Genomic DNA, 19,001 nt, shown 5'->3' with positions numbered 1-19,001 from the left:
CAGCCGTTAATAGTCGCTTCCTTCTGGGGAGCCTTCCTGCTCTAGGCGCTTGCCCACTTTGGCGGCTTTCGCTTGAAAGTCTGCCGGGGAGTAGCCTGCTTCTTCCAATGCCTGCGCCACTTCGGGCGGCATGTAGTTTTCATCGTGGCGTGCCAGCACCTTATCGGCGTAGAGTCGGCCATCGGCCTGCAGTTCGCCAACCACCACCACGCCCTGCCCTTCACGGAACAGGTCCGGCAGAATACCGCTGTAGTACACTTCTAGATCGTCCACGTAGTCGGTCACCACGAACTCGACGTCCAGACTTTCCGGGTCGCGGGAGACCGAGCCCTCTTTAACCATGCCGCCCGCGCGAATTTGGCGCTCCATGGGGGCATCGCCCTGAGCAATTTGTACCGGGCTGAAAAAGAGGTTGATGTTGGCGCGCAGCGCATACAGGGTGAGCCCCACCGCAATAGCGGTGAGCGACAGCAGTCCCAAGATGACAAACAGTTTCTGTTTACGTTTAGGCGTCATGGTGAACGTCCTTCTGAGCAGAGGTAACTGGCTCTTGCAAAGACTGCGCATACGATGACTGGCGCTGGGCGTTTTCTCGACGCACCCGGCGCTTGACCGCGTGAAGTAGCTGGCGGCGCTCCTGGCGGGCATGCCACACGATGACCAGCATCAATAGCGCAGTGACTCCCCAGGCAGCCCACACGTAAACCGCGTGACCGCCCATGGCAAAAAATTCGTTCAGCGAGGAAAAGGCCATTAGTTCGTCTCCTCGGCAAGCTCGCGCACCCAGCGCTTGTTGGCTTCACGACGCAGAATTTCGCTACGCGTGCGCATCAGCGTGAGCGCAATGAAAAAGCTGTAAAAGCCCAACACCATGATGAGCAGCGGCGCCCACATATCCATGGTCATGGCAGCGCGGCCGGTAATCGTAAAGGTGGCGGGCTGGTGCAGGGTGTACCACCAATCCACGGAGTATTTGATGATCGGAATATTGATGACACCGACCATCGCCAGCACCGACGCAGCACGAGAGCCGCTATCGCGGCTGCTAAAGGCGCCACGCAGCGCAATCACGCCCAGATAAAGAAACAGCAGTATCAGCATGGACGTAAGACGTGCGTCCCACATCCACCAGGTTCCCCAGGTCGGTACGCCCCATACTGCGCCCGAAAAAAGGGCCACGAATGTCATCGCGGCGCCCAGCGGCGCCATCACGGTAGCGGCCATATCCGCCACTTTGATTTTCCAGACCATGAACACAAGCCCAGAGACGGCCATGGAGACGAAAATGGACTGGGCTAGAAACGCGGCGGGAACGTGGACATAAATGATGCGAAAGCTATTACCCTGCTGATAATCCGCAGGCGCAAAGACGAGCCCCCAAACGGTGCCGACCAGCAGCAACAGCGTTGCCGCTACCCAAAAAAGCGGTTGCAGTTTGGCGCTAATGGCATAGAACCATTTGGGTGATCTTAGTTTGTTGATAAAGGCCCACATGGTGTTCCCGTCCTCTAACCGTTGATGCTGATGCGCAGCGATGCCGCAATGGCCCAGGGTGCCAGCATCAGTGCTAGCGCCAGCAGTGCCCCTAGAATCGCCAGATGAGCGGCCATTCCATCGCCAAAAATAGCGGCTTGTACGGCACCTGCGCCGAAAATCAGTACTGGAATATAGAGCGGCAGCACCAGCAGCGAGAGCAGCACACCGCCCCGCGCCAGCCCCACCGTCAATGCCGCCCCGATGGCGCCAATCAGACTCAAGCTGGCCGTACCGAGCGCCAACGACAGCGACAGCACGGCGTAGCTTCCTGCGGGAAGCGACAGCATGATGCCCAAGAGTGGCGCCATGAGCGCCAGTGGCAGCCCGGTCAGCAGCCAATGCACCGCCACTTTTGCCAACCCCAGCGCCGCCAGCGGCTGGGGAGCCAGTAGTAATTGCTCAAGGCTGCCATCGTCATAGTCACTGCGAAACAGGCTATCCAGCGAGAGCAGTGCGGCTAGCAGCGCAGCTACCCATAACAGCCCCGGCGCAATGCTTGCCAGCAGCGCTGGATCCGGTGAAATCCCAATGGGGAATAGGGTAATCACCAGTGCAAAGAACACCAGCGGATTGAGCACCTCGCCACGACGGCGCAGCATCAGGGTGAGGTCGCGCTTGAGCGTGGCCTTGATGGCCACCAGCAGACCGCCCTGGGGGGCATGCATGGCCACCTCGGGGGGGCTTAATGGAGCGTGTGAACGTTGCAACGCTGTCTCCTTCTTACCCCAGCTGAATACGCCTGAGCACGGGTGACTCGGCCAGCGCATGGTGCGTGGTCACCAACACACAGCCGCCAGACTGCGCATGGGCCACCAACTGCGCCTCCAGCGCCGCCACCCCTTGACGATCGATGGCAGTGAAAGGCTCGTCTAGCACCCACAGCGCACGCTGAGTGAGGGTCAAACGCGCCAGCGCCACACGCCGCTGTTGCCCGGCAGACAGCTGACCGGCAGGCACGTCCTCGAAACCGGTAAGTCCAACGGCTGCCAGCGCTGCCTCCCGTGCAGGCTCGCTGCCCACCACTCCGCTAAGCGCTTGATACCAAGCTAAATTCTCCAGCGGCGAGAGACCCGCCTTCACACCGGGGGCATGACCTAAATAGAGCAAATTGGCGAGAAAATGTTCACGGGCTTGGCGCATGGGCGCGCCATTCCAGAAAAGCTCGCCACGGTAATCGGTTAATTGCCCTGAGAGTATTTTTAGCAGCGTCGTTTTGCCGCTGCCGTTTGGGCCCTCGATGCGCACGATCTCACCCGATTGGATATCGAGATCGAGCCCTTCAAACAGCCAACGGTCGTCGCGTTCACAGGCCAATTGTCGGGCTTGCAGGCACAGGCTCAAAAGACACTCCAGGCGCATTGATTTTGGGTCGAACTCTACACGGAAAGGCCCTTCCCCGCCAGTCGGGCTCTGCGGTCTTGGGTCGCAGCGTGCCCCAAACCAATGCTTGCTTAAGCACCTCATGGAGGCGTCCTGCAAAAGACAGGACTAGCACTGTATGCAAAAACAGGCTTATACTGTAAACACTGTATGAATAGACACCACAGAATAAAACAACAGGTATCGCCTCAATCAAACGCCTCGACAACGGGCGCTGCATGGGAGAACACACTATGACGATCTGCCTACCCTCTAGGGTAACGTCTCAGGTTCCTTCTTACGTACCCTCTCAGACGCTGTCTCAACCGGTAGCGCCATCGACGCCTACCCCACTAGCGTCTCGCAGCGCCTCATCACATGCGCGCCAAGCGTGCACATCCCCTCGCGTCACACGTCGCAACACCTACGCCCTGCGTATTCGCGGCGACCGCATGCGCGACTGCAATCTCTTCGACGGCGATGTCATCATCATTCACCGTCACCAGCACGACGCCCATCAAGAGACCGCCGTTGCGACGATCAACCAGCGCGAAGTGACGCTTAAGCAGCTCTCCATTAGCCGCTTGGGCATCCATTTATGGCCGGAAGATGCAGCCATACCGGACCTATTCCTGCATAATTGTGACATTCAGGTGCTGGGCATGGTAATGGGCGTGGCCCAACACACCACGGAAACCCAGCATCACTAATTGGTCACCCACCCTGCCGGGAGCCCTCGTTGCGTTTTCGAGTCCCTGATTTAGCCCTTGGTATATGGCACACCGCCGACATCGACGTCGAGAAAAGCCAATTTTTGGCTTGGCTGTGCCATGCCCCCACCCCTGACGCTTTCGACACGCTGCTTCAAGCGGCCAAAGCTGCTCACCCAAACGCTAGCCATCACTGTACGGCCTTCATTGCTGGCCCTCCTGGCGAGCAAACCCATATTGGCTTTTCTGATGATGGCGAACCGGGCGGCACCGCCGGACGCCCCATGTTCCAGGCACTTCAGGGCAGCCAGATCGGCGAAATCGGCTGCGTGGTGATTCGCTACTTTGGCGGCACCAAGTTAGGCACTGGCGGGCTGGCCCGCGCCTATGCTCAGGCCGTCAAAGCCGGCTTGGAAACGCTGCCCACCCGGGAAGTCATCGAGCGGGACAGCTATCGGTTGAAGGTCAGCTTCGCCCACGAAGCGCAAGCGCGCGCATGGTGCGACGAGCAGGCGCTGCCCGTGCAGCAGGCAGACTACGATGGCGACGGCGTGCGCCTGACCATCGGCTGGCCGCGGGATGTCGAGTTGGATATCAGCGGCCTAGAAAACCGCCTCAAAACCGCCGTCGAACCGCGGCGGGCATGAAAAAACGCGGCTTACACGAGCCCTGCTCGATAAGCCACGTTTCAGATGGGCAGCGCTCTAACGGCCGCTTAGCCTAGGTACTTGATCATCACACCAGCGGCGACCGCCGAGCCGATCACCCCGGCCACGTTGGGCCCCATGGCGTGCATCAGCAGGAAGTTGTGCGGGTTCGCTTCCAGTCCGACTTTATTCGCCACGCGCGCGGCCATCGGCACGGCCGACACCCCTGCCGCCCCAATCAACGGGTTGATGGGCATTTTGCTAACCACGTTCATTAGCTTGGCCATCAACACCCCGGCAGCAGTCCCAATGCCGAAGGCCACGATTCCCAGCCCCAGAATCCCTAGGGTTTCGAACGCTAGGAAGCTATCGGCCATTAGCTTAGACCCCACCGACAGGCCGAGAATGATCGTCACGATATTGATCAGCGCATTTTGCGCCGTATCGGAAAGACGCTCCACTACGCCACACTCGCGCATCAGGTTACCGAAACAGAACATGCCCAGTAGTGGTGCTGCATCCGGCAGAAACAGCGCCACAGCAATCAACAGCATCAGCGGGAAGACCACTTTTTCGAGCTTGGAGACCGGACGCAGCTGCGTCATGGTGATCTTGCGCTCTTTTTCAGTGGTCAGAAGGCGCATGATCGGCGGTTGGATCAATGGCACCAGGGCCATGTAAGCATACGCCGCGACGGCAATCGCCCCTAGTAACTCAGGTGCCAGCACGCTGGAGACGTAGATCGACGTCGGGCCATCTGCCCCGCCGATAATACCAATCGCTGCCGCCTGATTGAGCGAGAAATCCATGATGCCCATGGAGGTCAGCAGCACCGCCCCAAACAGCGTGGCAAAGATACCGAACTGCGCCGCCGCCCCTAAAAACAGCGTACGCGGATTGGCCAGCAGCGGGCCGAAATCGGTCATCGCCCCTACGCCCATGAAGATCAGCAGCGGCGCGATACCAGAGCCAATGGCAACCTTGTAGAAGTTATACAGCATGCCGTCGCTGTAGCCGACGCTCACCGCAATATCTTTCGCGGCGCGCAGTTGATCCGGCGCCGCCGAATCGTGGGCAATCGCCTTGAGGGTGTCCCGCCAGCCCTCGACACCGGCCAAGGGGTCGAGTGTAGCTCCCAACGCGGTAGCCATTTGCTGAAGCACGGCGGGCTTGGCGACTTCGATCGCTTGATCCAGCGCCGAAATCGCAAGGCCCGCCTCGGGAATGTTGGCGAGAATGCCACCAAACCCAATCGGTACGAGCAGCAACGGCTCGAACTTCTTGTGAATCGCCAAGTAGAGCAACCCAAGCCCTACAAGGATCATCACCGCTTGGCCAAGCTCTAGGTTATAAAGCCCAGAGCCTTCCCATAAAGTGATTAGTTTATCCATTCCGAGAGGCCCTTAAAGCTCGATCAGCGCATCGCCAACGGCAACGCTATCGCCTTCATTGACGTTGACTTTCGATACCGTACCGGCGCTGCTGGCACGCACTTCGGTTTCCATCTTCATGGCTTCGAGAATGATCACGACGTCGCCTTCGGCCACTTGATCACCTGGACGCACGTTCACTTTGAAGATGTTACCCGCCAGCGGTGCGTCGATGCTGACACCGCTAGACGCAGGGGTGTCAGCCTCAGGCTGTGCGGCGGGCTGCTCCTCAATATTGCCGATCTCGCCACCCTCTGACACCTCGACCACGTACGCCTTGCCGTTGAGCTTCACGGTATAGGTTTCCGGGCCACCGCCAGCGCTCGGTGCGGCGGCAGGAGCGGCGTCTGCTTTGGCCGGTGTCGACGCTTGAGCGGCTTGGGGCGCAGGCTCGAAAGCATCTTTGTTGTCGCGGTTCTTGAGGAATTTCAAACCAATCTGCGGGAACAGCGCATAGGTCAGCACGTCATCCACTTCCCGCTCGCCCTCGGCAAGGCGAATGCCCTCGGCGCTAGCTTTCTCTTTCAGCTCGGCGGCAAGCTTGTCCATTTCCGGGGAGAGGTTGTCTGCCGGGCGGCAGGTAATTGGCTCGCCACCCTCCAGCACACGCTTTTGCAATTCGGCATTGAAGGGTGCCGGAGCAGCGCCGTACTCCCCTTTCAGCAGCGCCTGCACCTCTTTGGAGATCGACTTGTAGCGCTCGCCCATCATGACGTTCATGACCGCTTGGGTGCCCACGATTTGTGACGTAGGGGTCACCAGCGGAATGAACCCGAGGTCTTCACGAACGCGGGGGATTTCACTCAGTACGTCATCCAGCTTGTCGCCAGCGCCCTGCTCTTTCAACTGGCTCTCCATGTTGGTGAGCATGCCGCCGGGCACCTGGGCCACCAAAATGCGCGAATCGATACCGCGCAGCGAGCCTTCGAAGGCGGCGTATTTTTTACGCACTTCGCGAAAGTAGCCAGCGATGTCTTCCAGCAGCTCCAGGTCCAAGCCGGTGTCGCGGTCGGTATCTTTCAACATGGCCACCACGGACTCCGTCGGGCTGTGGCCGTAGGTCATCGACATGGAGGAGATGGCGGTATCGACGTTATCGACCCCTGCCTCGACCGCTTTCAAAATGGTCGAGGTCGATAAGCCGGTCGTCGCGTGACAGTGCAAGTGGACGGGAATGGAGAGCTCTTTTTTAAGACGCGTGACCAAGTCATACGCCGTGTACGGCGTGAGCAGCCCCGCCATATCCTTGATAGCCAGCGAATCTGCCCCCATTGCGGCAATGGTCTTGGCAAGATCTACCCAGCTATCCAGGGTATGTACCGGGCTCACCGTGTAAGAAATGGTACCCTGCGCATGGCCGCCCACCTGACGCACTGCCTTAATAGCGCGCTCTAAATTGCGCGGGTCGTTCATGGCATCAAATACGCGGAACACATCGACACCATTGGTCTTGGCGCGCTCAACAAACTTATCGACAACATCGTCAGCGTAGTGGCGGTAGCCCAGCAGGTTTTGGCCGCGCAGCAGCATCGCCTGGGGCGTGTTGGGCATCGCCTCTTTAAGGGCGCGAATACGCTCCCACGGGTCTTCCCCTAAGTAACGGATACACGCATCGAAGGTGGCACCGCCCCAGGTTTCCAGCGACCAGTACCCGACTTTATCCAACTTTTCGGCAATGGGCAGCATGTCGTCCAAGCGCAAGCGCGTGGCAAACAGGGATTGATGCGCATCGCGCAGCACCACATCGGTGATTCCCAGAGGACGTTTTATTTCATTCATGGTCATGGCTCACAGTTTGGCGTTATGAATTTGTAGTAAATTTAACAAAAAAAATGCATCAGGAGCGAAATGGACACGCTGGCACGTGCCGCTTACTGGCGGCGAGACGAACGATAACGATGCACCGCAGCACTAATCACCGCGACGACTTCGTCGTTTTGGCCGTGTTTGGCGGGTGTTTTTCCACTTTTTCGGTCCGCTGGCGCCGCCACAGGGGCAGGCTGATAACGGTCGATCAGCTTCGACATCAGCGTGACACTTATGACCAAAATAGTAAGAAAAACAAAAACAAAGCCCATACCCAGGCCCATTAGAGCAAGCCCCTCTTGGAGCAACTCCGACCCTTGCATAGCGTGCTCTCCTTATTTTACAGGGTTATTGGCACACCAAACGCCTCCAACGGCGCTTGGCGCAATAAGGGTAATACACTAACCTGCCACATCCAGGATAGAATGCAATCGCGCCATAGTGGAAGTCATGGTTGTTAATTTACTACATAAAGGTAAGATCGGTCTCGCACCGATGGAGGGCGTCATCGATGCGCTCACTCGAGACCTACTCACTCGGCAGGCCGGCTTTGACTGGTCGGTCACCGAGTTCGTCCGCGTCGTCGACACGCGCCTCCCCCCACGTGTGTTTTATAAACACTACCCCGAATTACAGCAACGCCCCGTCGCCACGCCCAGCGGCGTGCCGGTGCACCTGCAGTTGCTAGGCGCCGACCCACAGGCTTTGGCGGAGAATGCCCGCCAAGCGCTGGCGCTGGGCGCCATCAGTATCGATCTCAATTTTGGCTGCCCGGCCAAGCTCGTCAACCGCCACGATGGCGGCGCGTCGCTGTTGCGCCAGCCCGAGCGCGTCTACCGCGCCGTGAAAGCGGTGGCCGAGGCGTTAGACGGAGAGATACCGGTGACGGCAAAAATTCGCCTGGGGTTTGCCAATCGGCGCTTGGCGGTGGCGTGTGCGCAGGCCACCGAGTCGGGCGGCGCGGCGCGACTGGTCGTCCACGGGCGGACGCGAGACGAGGGATACCGCCCTCCCGCTCACTGGGAGTGGATCGGCAAAGTGCGCCGCCACGTTTCCATCCCCGTGGTGGCCAATGGCGATATCTGGACACTCGAGGATTACTGGAAAGCGCGCACGCTCTCGGGCTGCTGCGACGTCATGCTAGGACGCAGCGCCCTCGCCGACCCCTGGCTGGCCCCTCGCATTCGCCACTGGCAGCAAACCGGCGAACGCTTGGCGGACACCACTTGGACAATGCGCGCCAGCGTGCTGCAAGAGTACGCCGCGCTGCAGCGCCAACATCTTCCTGACCGCGTGGTGGTCTCCCTGGTGAAGCAGTGGCTTGCCCAGATGCGTCAGGGCAACGCCGAAGCCAACCAGCATTTTCAACGCTTGAAGCGCCTGACCGACTTGGACACACTTCTGGGCAGCCTTACCCCTAGCACGAGCGCGCTCAACGCCTGCGAACCCGCCTAAGGCCATCAAGGACCATCGCCAGCTTTCGCTACCCGACACTCTTCCCCTGGCGTTTTACGGGCCAAAAAAAAGCGCCCTTCCGCAAGGATGCGGGGGCGCTTTACACGATCGCAAGACTACCGCGCGAGCCACGATAGTCAGGCTAGAAAACAGAAAACCCGCTCTCCTATGAGAGCGGGTTTTGGAATCTGGCGCGCCCGGGAGGATTCGAACCTCCGACCACCTGATTCGTAGTCAGGTACTCTATCCAGCTGAGCTACGGGCGCTTTTCAGTCATTGTCGAACTCGTCAAACAATGAAAACACTGTAACATCAAACACTTACCTTTGCAACTTGGCGCGCCCGGGAGGATTCGAACCTCCGACCACCTGATTCGTAGTCAGGTACTCTATCCAGCTGAGCTACGGGCGCCTATCCAATTGCGATGTTACTAGATGCGGTTGGCGGAGAGAGAGGGATTCGAACCCTCGATAGGGCTATAAACCCTATACTCCCTTAGCAGGGGAGCGCCTTCAGCCACTCGGCCACCTCTCCTCAACAGCACGGCGCGAATGTTACCGATTATGATGACTGGTGTCCAGTCCTATTCCGATTTTTTTCGCGCCGACCTGATATTACCGCTTAAACGCCCTCTATTGAGCGTGACACAGGCGGCCATTTACTCTGCTTCGCTTTCGCTATTACGTTCACGCTGAATACGCTGGTAGATCTCTTCGCGGTGAACCGCGACATCTTTCGGTGCGTTTACACCAATGCGTACTTGATTACCTTTCACACCTAACACTGTGACGGTGATTTCATCACCAATCATCAGCGTTTCGCCAACGCGGCGGGTTAGGATGAGCATGGCTGATCTCCTTCTCAGACGTTTTATACAACGGGATGTGTCCGCCAGTGGCGTCACCATGCCATTATGCGACATGGTGACCCCTGCCACCAATGGCTTTGGCCCCTATGACACCTTAACCTCCCGTTGAAAGAAAGCTCACCACCACAGGGCAGCAAGTACTTTCAGCGTAGAAGGTTTAGGACACAATTGTTATTCAGATTCGATATCGGATTTATCAAGGCCAAATGCTTTGTGTAAGGCATTGACCGCAAGTTCCATATGTTTTTCGTCAATCACGACAGAAATCTTGATTTCGGACGTGGAGACCATACGGATATTGACGTTTTCATCGGCCAATACGCGGAACATTTTAGAGGCGACACCGGCATGAGAGCGCATACCAACGCCCACCAGAGAAACTTTGGCGATGTTGTCGTCGCCACGCAGTTCGCCGCCACCCAGGTCAGGAATAACGGTCTCTTCTAACAGCTTTTTGGTGGCCTTGTAGTCACCCTTCGCCACGGTAAAGGTGAAGTCGGTGTAGTCCCCCGCTGGCGCCACATTTTGAACGATCATATCGACTTCGATGTTGGCGTCGGCAATCGGACCCAAAATGCGCGATGCTACGCCCGGAACGTCTGGCGTGTTCAGTAGCGTCAGTTTGGCTTCGTTCTTGGTAAACGCGATACCGGAGATTAGCGGTTCTTCCATAGAATCCTCGTCTTGGTCAGAGTCAGCGACAATCAGGGTGCCCGGGCCGTCTTCGAAACTCGACAGTACCCGCAGCGGTACGTTGTACTTACCAGCGAATTCAACAGCACGAATTTGCAGTACTTTAGAGCCCAAACTGGCAAGCTCGAGCATCTCTTCGACGGTGATGCTCTCCAGGCGCTGCGCTTTGGAGCAGACGCGCGGGTCGGTGGTGTAGACACCGTCCACATCGGTATAGATTTGGCACTCATCAGCGCCCAGAGCCGCTGCCAGGGCCACGCCGGTGGTGTCCGAGCCGCCACGACCCAAGGTAGTAATGTTGCCGTCTTCGTCGACGCCTTGGAAACCGGCCACGACCACGACCTTACCTTCGTCCAGATCAGATTTCAGGTCGTCGGTTTCGATGCGCTGGATACGCGCTTTGGTGTAGGCGCTGTCGGTCAAGATCCCTACCTGTGCACCGGTGTGCGAGGTCGCCGGAACGCCAATTTGCTGTAACGCCATGGCCAGCAAGGAGATAGTGACTTGCTCACCGGTGGAGAGCAGCATGTCCATCTCACGCGGTGCGGGCTCTTCGTTCAGCGCATGGGCCATCTCGGTCAGGCGGTTCGTTTCGCCGCTCATCGCGGAAACGACGACCACGACCTGGTGTCCCTGGTCGCGAAAGCCTTTCACTTTTTCCGCCACGGCCTTGATACGGTCGACAGAGCCCACCGAGGTGCCGCCGAACTTCTGTACGTATAGTGCCATATGCCGTTTTTCCTTTACGTTCGGGAATGGAGGGTGAATATTATTGTTGCCAACTTTCCTAACTAGCAAAAAGGCCGGTAGCAAATAATGCCACCGGCCTCTCTATTTAGCGAAGCGTGTTTTCCAACCAAGCCGGGACACTGTTCAACGCGCCCGGTAGCGCCTCTGGCTGACTGCCGCCTGCCTGTGCCATGTCAGGGCGACCGCCCCCTTTACCGCCTACCTGGGAAGCCACATGGTTGACCAGCTCGCCCGCCTTGACCCGATCGGTCAAGTCGCCGGTCACCCCGGCAATCAGACTGACCTTGCCAGCCGCTTTGTCGGCCGTGCCTAGCAGGATGACGCCAGAGCCCAGCTTGTTCTTCAACTGATCCAGCACGCCGCGCAGGTCTTTACCGGAGACCCCTTCTAGTTCGGTGACCAGCAGCTTCACGCCGCCTACATCTTGCACTTGGCTGAGCATGTCACTGCCCGCCGCGCTCGCCAGCTTCGCTTTGAGCTGCTCGAGCTCTTTTTCCAGGCTGCGGTTGCGCTCCACCAGCGATTCGACACGGGCTTCCACCTGTTCAGGCTTGGTTTTCAGACGCTCGCCCAGGCGCTGCACGCGCGCTTCCTGTTCGCGGAAGTAGGCCAAGGCGTTTTCACCGGTGATCGCTTCGATACGGCGAACACCAGAAGCAATGCCCACTTCGCTGACGACGTGGCAGCAGCCAATGTCGCCACTGCGCTTGACATGGGTACCGCCGCAAAGCTCGATGGAGAAGTCATCGGCACCGATGGTCAATACGCGCACGTTATCAGCGTATTTGGCTTCGAACAGTGCTGCCGCGCCTTTGGCCTTGGCATCGGCGAGGCTCATCTGCTCGATTTTGGTCGGCGCGTTGGCCAAGATTTGCTCGTTGACGATGCGCTCGACCTCAGCAAGCTGCTCTGCGGTCATCGGTTCGAAGTGGCTAAAGTCAAAACGCAGACGCTCTGCGTTGACCAACGAGCCCTTCTGCTGCACGTGATCCCCCAACACCATTCGCAGTGCTTTGTGCAGCAGGTGGGTCGCGGAGTGGTTACGAATGGTCGCGCCACGCAGACTGGCATCGACTTCACCGCGCACGTTGGCGCCGACACTCAGACTCCCTTCGACCATTACCCCCTGGTGAAGGTGGTGGCCACTCTGCTTCTGGGTATCGTTCACCTGAAAACGACCACCATCGACGTGCAAGTAGCCAGTATCGCCCACCTGTCCGCCGGACTCCCCATAGAATGGCGTACGATCGAGCACTACGGTGCCTTTTTGACCGGCTTCCAAAGCCGCCAGCGCGTTGCCTTCGCTGTCTACGATGGCGGTTACGGTGGCTTGGTCTTCCAGCCGCTCGTAGCCGGTAAACTGGGTTTCGCCGTCCAGTTCGATAGAGACCGTGTAATCCGCGCCAAACTGGCTGGCGGCACGAGCGCGTTCGCGTTGAGCTTCGAGTTCACGCTGGAAACCGGCTTCATCCAGTGTCACCTCACGCTCTCGGCACACGTCAGCAGTCAAATCGAACGGGAAGCCGTAGGTGTCGTAGAGTTTGAACACGGTTTCGCCGGGCAGCACGTCACCTTGCAGCTCTTCGAGCGCCGCGTTCAGCAAGCCCATACCGTGATCCAGCGTCCGCGCAAACTGCTCTTCCTCTTTCAGCAGTACGCGGGCGATCTGCTCGCTGGCATCGCGCAGCTCGGGGTAGGCATCACCCATTTCGTCATCCAGAGCGCTCACCAACTTATGGAAGAACGGCTCGGACGCGCCCAGCTTGTGGCCATGACGAATCGCCCGACGAATGATCCGGCGCAGTACATAGCCACGACCTTCGTTGGAAGGTAGCACGCCATCGACGATCAAGAAGGCGCAGGAGCGAATGTGGTCGGCGATGACGCGTAGCGAGGGCGTGGTGGTATCGCCATGTCCCGTGGCGTCTGCTGCCGCCTTGAGCAAATTCTGGAACAGATCGATTTCGTAGTTGGAGTGCACGCCCTGCATGACAGCCGCTACACGCTCCAGCCCCATGCCGGTATCGATAGAGGGCTTCGGCAGTGGGTTGAGGGTGCCTTGGGCATCGCGCTCGAACTGCATGAAGACGAGGTTCCAGATCTCGATGTAGCGATCACCATCCTCTTCAGGACTTCCAGGCGGGCCACCCCACACCTCCGGGCCGTGATCGAAGAAAATCTCTGAGCTGGGGCCACAGGGACCGGTGTCGCCCATTTGCCAGAAGTTGTCCTCGTCCAGCTTGGAGAAACGCTCGGGGTCGATACCGATCTCATCTTTCCAGATGCGCTCGGCTTCGTCGTCGCTGATATGTACGGTGACCCAGAGTTTCTCTTTGGGTAACCCCAGGGTTTCGGTCAGGAATGTCCAGGCAAAGCGAATGGCGTCACGCTTGAAGTAATCACCAAAGCTGAAGTTGCCCAGCATCTCGAAGAAGGTGTGGTGGCGCGCAGTGTAACCTACGTTGTCCAAGTCATTGTGTTTGCCGCCGGCACGCACACAGCGCTGAGCAGAGGTGGCACGCACGTAGGGGCGAGGGTCACGACCCAAAAACACATCTTTGAAAGGCACCATGCCCGCATTGGTGAACAGCAGCGTCGGGTCGTTGCCCGGCACCAGCGAGCTAGACGGCACTGCCGTGTGGCCGTGCTCTTCAAAAAACGATAGGAAGGCCTGTCTGATCTCTGCGCTTTTCATAGGGTATCCGTAACAAGAAAGCGTGATGCCCCAGGGCGCTGTCGCCGCCACCCGCTGGGGTCGCAAAGGGTCCATTATAACGCAGTTGTCAAACGACTAAAGCCGCAGTTAGTGGCAGAACCTAAAACGAGCGGTTCCAAAGGGCGTATTATAGGCAGGAAAGCGCGTAGCGGATTTGCTCGAAGTCAAAGCCACGTGTCGCCAGAAAACGTTCGCGCTTGGCGCGCTCTTTGGGTGTATCGCCGGGGGAGTCGTAACGTCTTGCTAGGGTCTCTTTGGCCAGCTCGAACCAATCGACGGCTTCTCGCTCCTCGACGGCCGCTAGCGCAGCCGTCAGCGTTTCCTGATCGATACCTCGCTGACGAAGTTCGCCCTTGATGCGGATCACGCCCTGCCCACGGGCAATTCGCGAACGGACGAAGCTCTCGGCAAAGCGCGCATCCGATTGAAGCGACTGTTCGGCCAGCGCATCGAGGCAGGCCTCGATTTCAACGCCGTCGAAGGATTTTTGCTGAAGTTTACGCGCCAGCTCGACGCGCGAGTACTCGCGTCGAGCCAGCAGTTGAATAGCCACGTCCCGTGGCGAGGCATCTGCATTAGAGGGGAACATGGCACCCTCCTCTTTTCCACGCCAACGGGAATGGCCGTTTAGAGCAGATCGTCGTCGCCATCGGCGGCCACATCCGCGGCGGGCGCTTCTTCTTTCTTCGGCTCGGCCTTGGCGAGGAGCTGTTCACGGATTTGAGTCTCGATCTCGTTCATGATCTCGGGATGCTCTTCCAAGTACTGGGCCGCATTGGCTTTGCCTTGACCGATCTTGTTGCCTTTGTAGCTATACCAAGCGCCCGCTTTATCGACCAAGTTGCACTGCACGCCAAGATCGATGACCTCGCCGGCGTGGTAAATACCTTTGCCGTACAGGATTTGGAACTCGGCCTGACGGAACGGCGGCGCCACCTTGTTCTTCACTACTTTCACGCGGGTTTCGTTACCGGTGACTTCGTCTCCCGCCTTCACCGAACCGGTGCGGCGAATATCCAAGCGAACGCTGGAGTAGAACTTCAGCGCGTTACCGCCGGTCGTGGTCTCGGGGCTGCCGAACATCACGCCGATTTTCATACGAATCTGATTGATGAAGACCACCAAGCAGTTGGCGTTTTTGATGTTACCGGTGATTTTACGCAGCGCCTGGGACATCAAACGCGCCTGCAGACCGACGTGGGAGTCGCCCATTTCGCCTTCGATCTCGGCACGCGGGGTTAGCGCCGCCACGGAGTCGATGATGATCACATCGACACCGCCGGAGCGCACCAGCATGTCGGTAATCTCCAGCGCTTGCTCACCCGTGTCCGGCTGAGAGACCAGCAGGTCGTCCAGGTTGACGCCCAGTTTCTCGGCGTAGCTAGGGTCGAGCGCGTGCTCGGCATCCACGAAAGCACACACTTTGCCCTGCTTTTGCGCCTGGGCGATGACCGACAGCGTCAGGGTCGTTTTACCCGACGACTCTGGACCAAAGATAAATGAGGACATGAACGAATCGCCGATTTCGGTACAGGATTCTTGTCAGTCTCGCCCCTCTCCACCTTTTTTTCAAATTTCCGCCAACCTCAGGATTGTCGAAACTCAAAAAACGAACCAAAGTGTCTTTTATAATTTCGTGCATGCAGAAAAGTATTTTTCATGACTTTAATTCATCACGATGATAGGATGTACAAAAGTCAAAACTTACGGACACTTTTATGAAAATCGGGTACGCACGGGTATCGACAACTGATCAAGATTTATCGAGTCAGGTTGAAAGCCTTGAAGCCGCTGGCTGCGAGAGAATTTGGGAAGCGAAGCTTTCCGGAGTCTCCGATGAACATGAGTCCAAGTTGGGCGAGGCAATCAACTTTGTACGAGATGGCGATGTCTTGCTTGTGACACGACTAGACCGGCTTGGGAGGTCGTTAGCGAAGATCCTCAAGGTCATCGAAACAATCCACGAGAAGGGGGCAACGATCAAAACATTGGATGGAACTCTCGACACTTCTAATACCAGCCCCCTCGCAAAAGCAATGATCAATTTGTGCGGTACGTTTGCCCAGCTCGAACGGGATCTCATCCTTGATCGGACCAGCGAGGGCCGAGAACGAGCCAAGGCGAAAGGCACTCACATGGGTCGTCCGCCTGCTCTTAGCGAGAAAGAAATCAAGGATATTTACCGAAGGTTAGACAACGGAGAATCGATTGCCTCAATAGCCAGGCGCTACAAAGTGTCTCGACCCACGATCACCAGATACCGCGACAAAAGAACCAAGGACCAGATATGAGTCAGAAGAAAGCAGCTGAAAACATCGACCTCTTTGAAAGTTGGATAGCAAGGCAAACTAACGCTGATTTCAAAAATCTTGTGCGTCGTGGGCAACTCAATCGCCAGGAAGTTGCTCAGCAGGTCGGTTTTGCAAAGAGCGTTCTCCGACAAAATCCAGCTGTTAAGGCCCGTTTAGAACGACTCGAAAATGACCTTCGACCCATCGGAATTCTGCCCGAAAAAAAAGAGCAGCGATTTCAGGAAGAAAAAGAAAATAAACCTAAAAAATATGACGTTGAGGCCGGCCAACGCTCCAACGACAAGAGACGATTGCAAGAGCTAGAGGCTCAGTGCCTTGAGCTGAAAGCAAAGCTCAAGCGATATGAAGAACTATCGGAAGTGTTAACCGAGATGGGGATTGGACTTTGACGGAAGCGATGAAAAGAAAGGCTTTAACTCGGATCACCAAAGTTCGTTTCGCAAATAACGAACGCACTATATTCGGCGGTGTACTGCTCAAAGATGCAATCAATCTAAAGTCTGCCAAGGTTATTGTGCAGGTCGATATTCCAACCCAATCGTTACCTGTCGAGGCTGCGGTGGGACAAGTGTGGGAGATATCTGGCCCATGCGACGAAGAGATTATCGAAAACAACGGCTATAAGATCCGGCAAGCAGTCTGGCGCAACCCCATTTCTTGTGAATTGAAGATGCCAGCCACCTATGAAAGCTTGATTCAGTTTTTGGCTTTTGACCCAGATTTCAGAGGCATTGGCAGTGTCAAAGCACGCAAACTCGTTCAAGCGATGGGAAATGATATCGTCCGGCTTGCCACAATTGGTGACCGAGAAGCCTTCAGAAACCATCTGACCGATGACTCTATCGACGCCTTGATCGAGGGCTTTCAAAAGTACAAAAACCTTCGACACGCACAATTTTTAAGCAACCACGGCATTCCACTGTCAGTTCAACGTAGGCTTTTCAAAGCACACGGTGAAAGTGCTGTCGATCAAATAAAGTGTAACCCGTACTCTCTGCTGACTTTCGGCCTGACTTTCGAACAAACAGAGAAGATCGCAACGAGCCAGTTTGGACTTAGTAAAAATGACGACAGACGCTTTGCAGCTGCAACAGAGCAAGCTTTGATCAAGCACTGCGGACGCGGACATACTTTTGCAACGTCCTCCGACTTAAAACGGCGTGTCGGAAAGATACTTTCTACTTCAAATGATGGCGTGATCGCCCGTGCCCTGGAATCAGGAAAGAATGCAAAGTTTATCACTTATGATTCGAAGAGTGGTCGATACCACTCGACTGCACTCCACATAATGGAGCGCGTTGTAGCTAAGCGTTTGCGCAAAATTGGATCAGCGAAATCAAACTTATCAGATAAAGAGTATGACCTTATTACAAAATCAGCGATGGCCCTGCCCTTTCCTATCACTGAGCGGCAGTCAGACGCAGTGGAAATGTCTCTATCGCATGGACTGAGCTGTGTTATCGGTGGTGCAGGCACCGGCAAAACGACAGTTCTCAGAACAACTATCGAATGCTATCGCGCATTGGACTACAACATATATGCGATGGCTCTGTCTGGTCGAGCCGCGACGCGCCTACGAGAGAGCATTGGCATTGAAACCATGACAATCGCACGGTTCCTTCGCAATGTTGGAGTTGACGATAAGCCGACTTTACTCGTCATCGATGAGGCGTCAATGCTCGATCTCCCGACGCTTTACCAGATCATTATTAAAACGACAGCATCGATCAGATTGCTTCTGGTCGGAGACCCTGATCAATTACCACCGATTGGTGCTGGGCTGCCGCTTCGAGACATTATCAGCTCCCGAGCCTGCCCTGTCGTTGAATTGGATATTGTTCAGCGTCAAGACGAAAAAACGGGCATACCCGCTTACTCACTGACTATACGCAACGGAGAACTACCGCCTGAGATGACAGTCGGGAGGATACACTTTCATGAAGTCTCCAGCCGCGAAGAGATCATAGAAGCCTGTACTGAACTTTTGGCTCACTCACCGCGTGACAGCAAAGTTGTTGCTCCAACGAAGGAACTCACCAAACTCATAAATGAGTCGTGCCAAGCAGCCGTAAATCCAGACGGCACCCAACTGAAGCCTGAGATTTGGGGTGACTTTTGGGGTACAGAATTTCGGGTTGGTGATCCAATCATGTGCCTGAAGAATGACTATGAGAACGACCTACAGAATGGAAGCTTGGGCAGGCTATTGTCCGCAGATCAGGAAGCTGAAGACCATCTGGGTATACTCAAGATGGACGACAAAACAGAAGCTCTGATTCTTACAAAGGCATTGCTAGATAACATTCGACTTGGCTATGCGATGACACTACATAAAACCCAAGGGTCCCAAGTTCCAAAAGTGATTATCGCCTTGGACAATTCACCCCTTATCGACCGATCTTGGATCTACACGGCCATCACACGCGCTGAGCAAGAGGTGCACATAATTGGCTCACGGTCAGTTATGAAGTCTGCTGTCGTAAGAGAGAGCGCTCATCACAGTCGAATGTCATACCTGGTAGAACTCCTCACTGAGCAGAGCGCACACGCTCAACCAAAATCAGAGAAGGCCGAATGCGCCGGATAGTTATTCCCACACTGTCAAGCTAGTTGGAGTGTCAACGGCTGTTAGACTCTGAACGATGTGGGGCGTGACGAGGTTCCGATGAAGTACTCCGATGAGCGCCGGGAAGCCATCCTCAAGAAGCTGCTCCCGCCG

Annotated in this window: 18 protein-coding genes, 3 tRNA genes and 1 pseudogene; 6 read left to right on the top strand and 16 right to left on the bottom strand. The window is 56.6% G+C overall.

Going from position 1 to position 19,001, the window contains the following annotated elements; genetic code table 11:
- Nucleotides 1-6 precede the first annotated feature (6 nt).
- The 5 genes from ccmE to ccmA are packed head-to-tail and all read right to left on the bottom strand — an operon-like array spanning nt 7 to nt 2,877.
- Entirely contained in the window at nt 7-516 is a 510-nt protein-coding gene (gene ccmE, locus MHM85_RS02715) for a cytochrome c maturation protein CcmE (protein WP_139525151.1), read from the bottom strand.
- Nucleotides 506-754, bottom strand: coding sequence for a heme exporter protein CcmD (gene ccmD / locus MHM85_RS02710; RefSeq protein ID WP_139525150.1), 249 nt, complete (start codon nt 752-754; stop codon nt 506-508). The genes ccmE and ccmD overlap by 11 nt, the downstream gene beginning before the upstream one ends.
- Complete coding sequence (locus MHM85_RS02705) at nt 754-1,494, bottom strand: heme ABC transporter permease (RefSeq protein WP_139525149.1); 741 nt, start codon at nt 1,492-1,494, stop codon at nt 754-756. The genes ccmD and MHM85_RS02705 overlap by 1 nt, the downstream gene beginning before the upstream one ends.
- Nucleotides 1,495-1,508: 14 nt before the next feature.
- Nucleotides 1,509-2,201, bottom strand: a complete 693-nt coding sequence (gene ccmB, locus MHM85_RS02700) for a heme exporter protein CcmB (RefSeq protein ID WP_176558205.1) — start codon at nt 2,199-2,201, stop codon at nt 1,509-1,511.
- Nucleotides 2,202-2,256: 55 nt separating this feature from the next.
- Complete coding sequence (ccmA, locus tag MHM85_RS02695; protein ID WP_139525147.1) at nt 2,257-2,877, bottom strand: cytochrome c biogenesis heme-transporting ATPase CcmA; 621 nt, start codon at nt 2,875-2,877, stop codon at nt 2,257-2,259.
- A 272-nt stretch (nt 2,878-3,149) separates the two neighbouring features.
- On the opposite strand from ccmA, the gene MHM85_RS02690 reads away from it, so the two are divergent.
- Nucleotides 3,150-3,605 (top strand): S24 family peptidase, encoded by a 456-nt coding sequence (locus tag MHM85_RS02690; protein ID WP_239284519.1) that lies wholly within the window; start codon nt 3,150-3,152, stop codon nt 3,603-3,605.
- A gap of 29 nt (nt 3,606-3,634) precedes the next feature.
- Nucleotides 3,635-4,252 (top strand): YigZ family protein, encoded by a 618-nt coding sequence (locus MHM85_RS02685; protein ID WP_139525146.1) that lies wholly within the window; start codon nt 3,635-3,637, stop codon nt 4,250-4,252.
- Nucleotides 4,253-4,320: 68 nt separating this feature from the next.
- Here MHM85_RS02685 and MHM85_RS02680 read toward each other — a convergent pair whose 3' ends face one another.
- From MHM85_RS02680 to MHM85_RS02670, 3 genes are all read right to left on the bottom strand, one after another.
- The gene (locus MHM85_RS02680; protein WP_139525145.1) at nt 4,321-5,643 is read right to left on the bottom strand and encodes a sodium ion-translocating decarboxylase subunit beta; all 1,323 of its coding nucleotides are present in this window, start codon (nt 5,641-5,643) and stop codon (nt 4,321-4,323) included.
- Between the two features lie 12 nt (nt 5,644-5,655).
- Nucleotides 5,656-7,461 carry a sodium-extruding oxaloacetate decarboxylase subunit alpha gene (oadA, locus tag MHM85_RS02675; protein ID WP_139525144.1) on the bottom strand — a complete coding sequence of 602 codons (1,806 nt, stop codon included), beginning with the start codon at nt 7,459-7,461 and terminating at the stop codon, nt 5,656-5,658.
- Nucleotides 7,462-7,553: 92 nt separating this feature from the next.
- Nucleotides 7,554-7,811, bottom strand: coding sequence for an OadG family transporter subunit (locus MHM85_RS02670; protein WP_139525143.1), 258 nt, complete (start codon nt 7,809-7,811; stop codon nt 7,554-7,556).
- Between the two features lie 127 nt (nt 7,812-7,938).
- Here MHM85_RS02670 and MHM85_RS02665 point away from each other — a divergent pair, with 127 nt between their 5' ends.
- Nucleotides 7,939-8,943: a tRNA-dihydrouridine synthase family protein gene (locus MHM85_RS02665; RefSeq protein WP_239284517.1), complete on the top strand. Its 1,005-nt coding sequence runs from the start codon at nt 7,939-7,941 to the stop codon at nt 8,941-8,943.
- 189 nt (nt 8,944-9,132) lie between these two features.
- Here MHM85_RS02665 and MHM85_RS02660 read toward each other — a convergent pair.
- The 8 genes and pseudogenes from MHM85_RS02660 to recA all read right to left on the bottom strand — a co-directional run.
- Nucleotides 9,133-9,209: transfer RNA gene (locus MHM85_RS02660), tRNA-Arg, on the bottom strand.
- 68 nt (nt 9,210-9,277) lie between these two features.
- A tRNA-Arg gene (locus tag MHM85_RS02655) sits at nt 9,278-9,354 on the bottom strand.
- A 30-nt stretch (nt 9,355-9,384) separates the two neighbouring features.
- Nucleotides 9,385-9,477 (bottom strand) — tRNA-Ser (locus MHM85_RS02650).
- Nucleotides 9,478-9,601: 124 nt separating this feature from the next.
- On the bottom strand, nt 9,602-9,790 hold the full coding sequence (gene csrA / locus MHM85_RS02645) for a carbon storage regulator CsrA (RefSeq protein ID WP_039180068.1): 189 nt from the start codon (nt 9,788-9,790) through the stop codon (nt 9,602-9,604).
- A gap of 192 nt (nt 9,791-9,982) precedes the next feature.
- Nucleotides 9,983-11,233, bottom strand: coding sequence for an aspartate kinase (locus tag MHM85_RS02640; RefSeq protein WP_139525142.1), 1,251 nt, complete (start codon nt 11,231-11,233; stop codon nt 9,983-9,985).
- A gap of 106 nt (nt 11,234-11,339) precedes the next feature.
- On the bottom strand, nt 11,340-13,949 hold the full coding sequence (gene alaS / locus MHM85_RS02635; RefSeq protein WP_139525141.1) for an alanine--tRNA ligase: 2,610 nt from the start codon (nt 13,947-13,949) through the stop codon (nt 11,340-11,342).
- A gap of 148 nt (nt 13,950-14,097) precedes the next feature.
- The gene (locus MHM85_RS02630; protein WP_139525140.1) at nt 14,098-14,559 is read right to left on the bottom strand and encodes a regulatory protein RecX; all 462 of its coding nucleotides are present in this window, start codon (nt 14,557-14,559) and stop codon (nt 14,098-14,100) included.
- Between the two features lie 38 nt (nt 14,560-14,597).
- Nucleotides 14,598-15,467, bottom strand: a pseudogene (gene recA, locus MHM85_RS02625) (recombinase RecA); the annotation flags it as partial.
- 221 nt (nt 15,468-15,688) lie between these two features.
- Here recA and MHM85_RS02620 point away from each other — a divergent pair.
- The 3 genes from MHM85_RS02620 to MHM85_RS02610 are packed head-to-tail and all read left to right on the top strand — an operon-like array spanning nt 15,689 to nt 18,869.
- Nucleotides 15,689-16,261 carry a recombinase family protein gene (locus MHM85_RS02620; RefSeq protein ID WP_044630006.1) on the top strand — a complete coding sequence of 191 codons (573 nt, stop codon included), beginning with the start codon at nt 15,689-15,691 and terminating at the stop codon, nt 16,259-16,261.
- Complete coding sequence (locus tag MHM85_RS02615) at nt 16,258-16,671, top strand: VPA1267 family protein (protein ID WP_239284514.1); 414 nt, start codon at nt 16,258-16,260, stop codon at nt 16,669-16,671. The genes MHM85_RS02620 and MHM85_RS02615 overlap by 4 nt, the downstream gene beginning before the upstream one ends.
- On the top strand, nt 16,668-18,869 hold the full coding sequence (locus tag MHM85_RS02610) for an AAA family ATPase (RefSeq protein ID WP_239284512.1): 2,202 nt from the start codon (nt 16,668-16,670) through the stop codon (nt 18,867-18,869). Before MHM85_RS02615 ends, MHM85_RS02610 begins: the two co-directional genes overlap by 4 nt.
- The last annotated feature ends 132 nt before the right edge of the window (nt 18,870-19,001 follow it).

The organism is Halomonas sp. McD50-4, from assembly GCF_022348135.1.
GTDB lineage: Bacteria > Pseudomonadota > Gammaproteobacteria > Pseudomonadales > Halomonadaceae > Vreelandella > Vreelandella piezotolerans.
The sequence above is the reverse complement of the archived record's forward strand: the minus strand, read 5'-3'. Positions and strand labels throughout refer to the sequence as shown.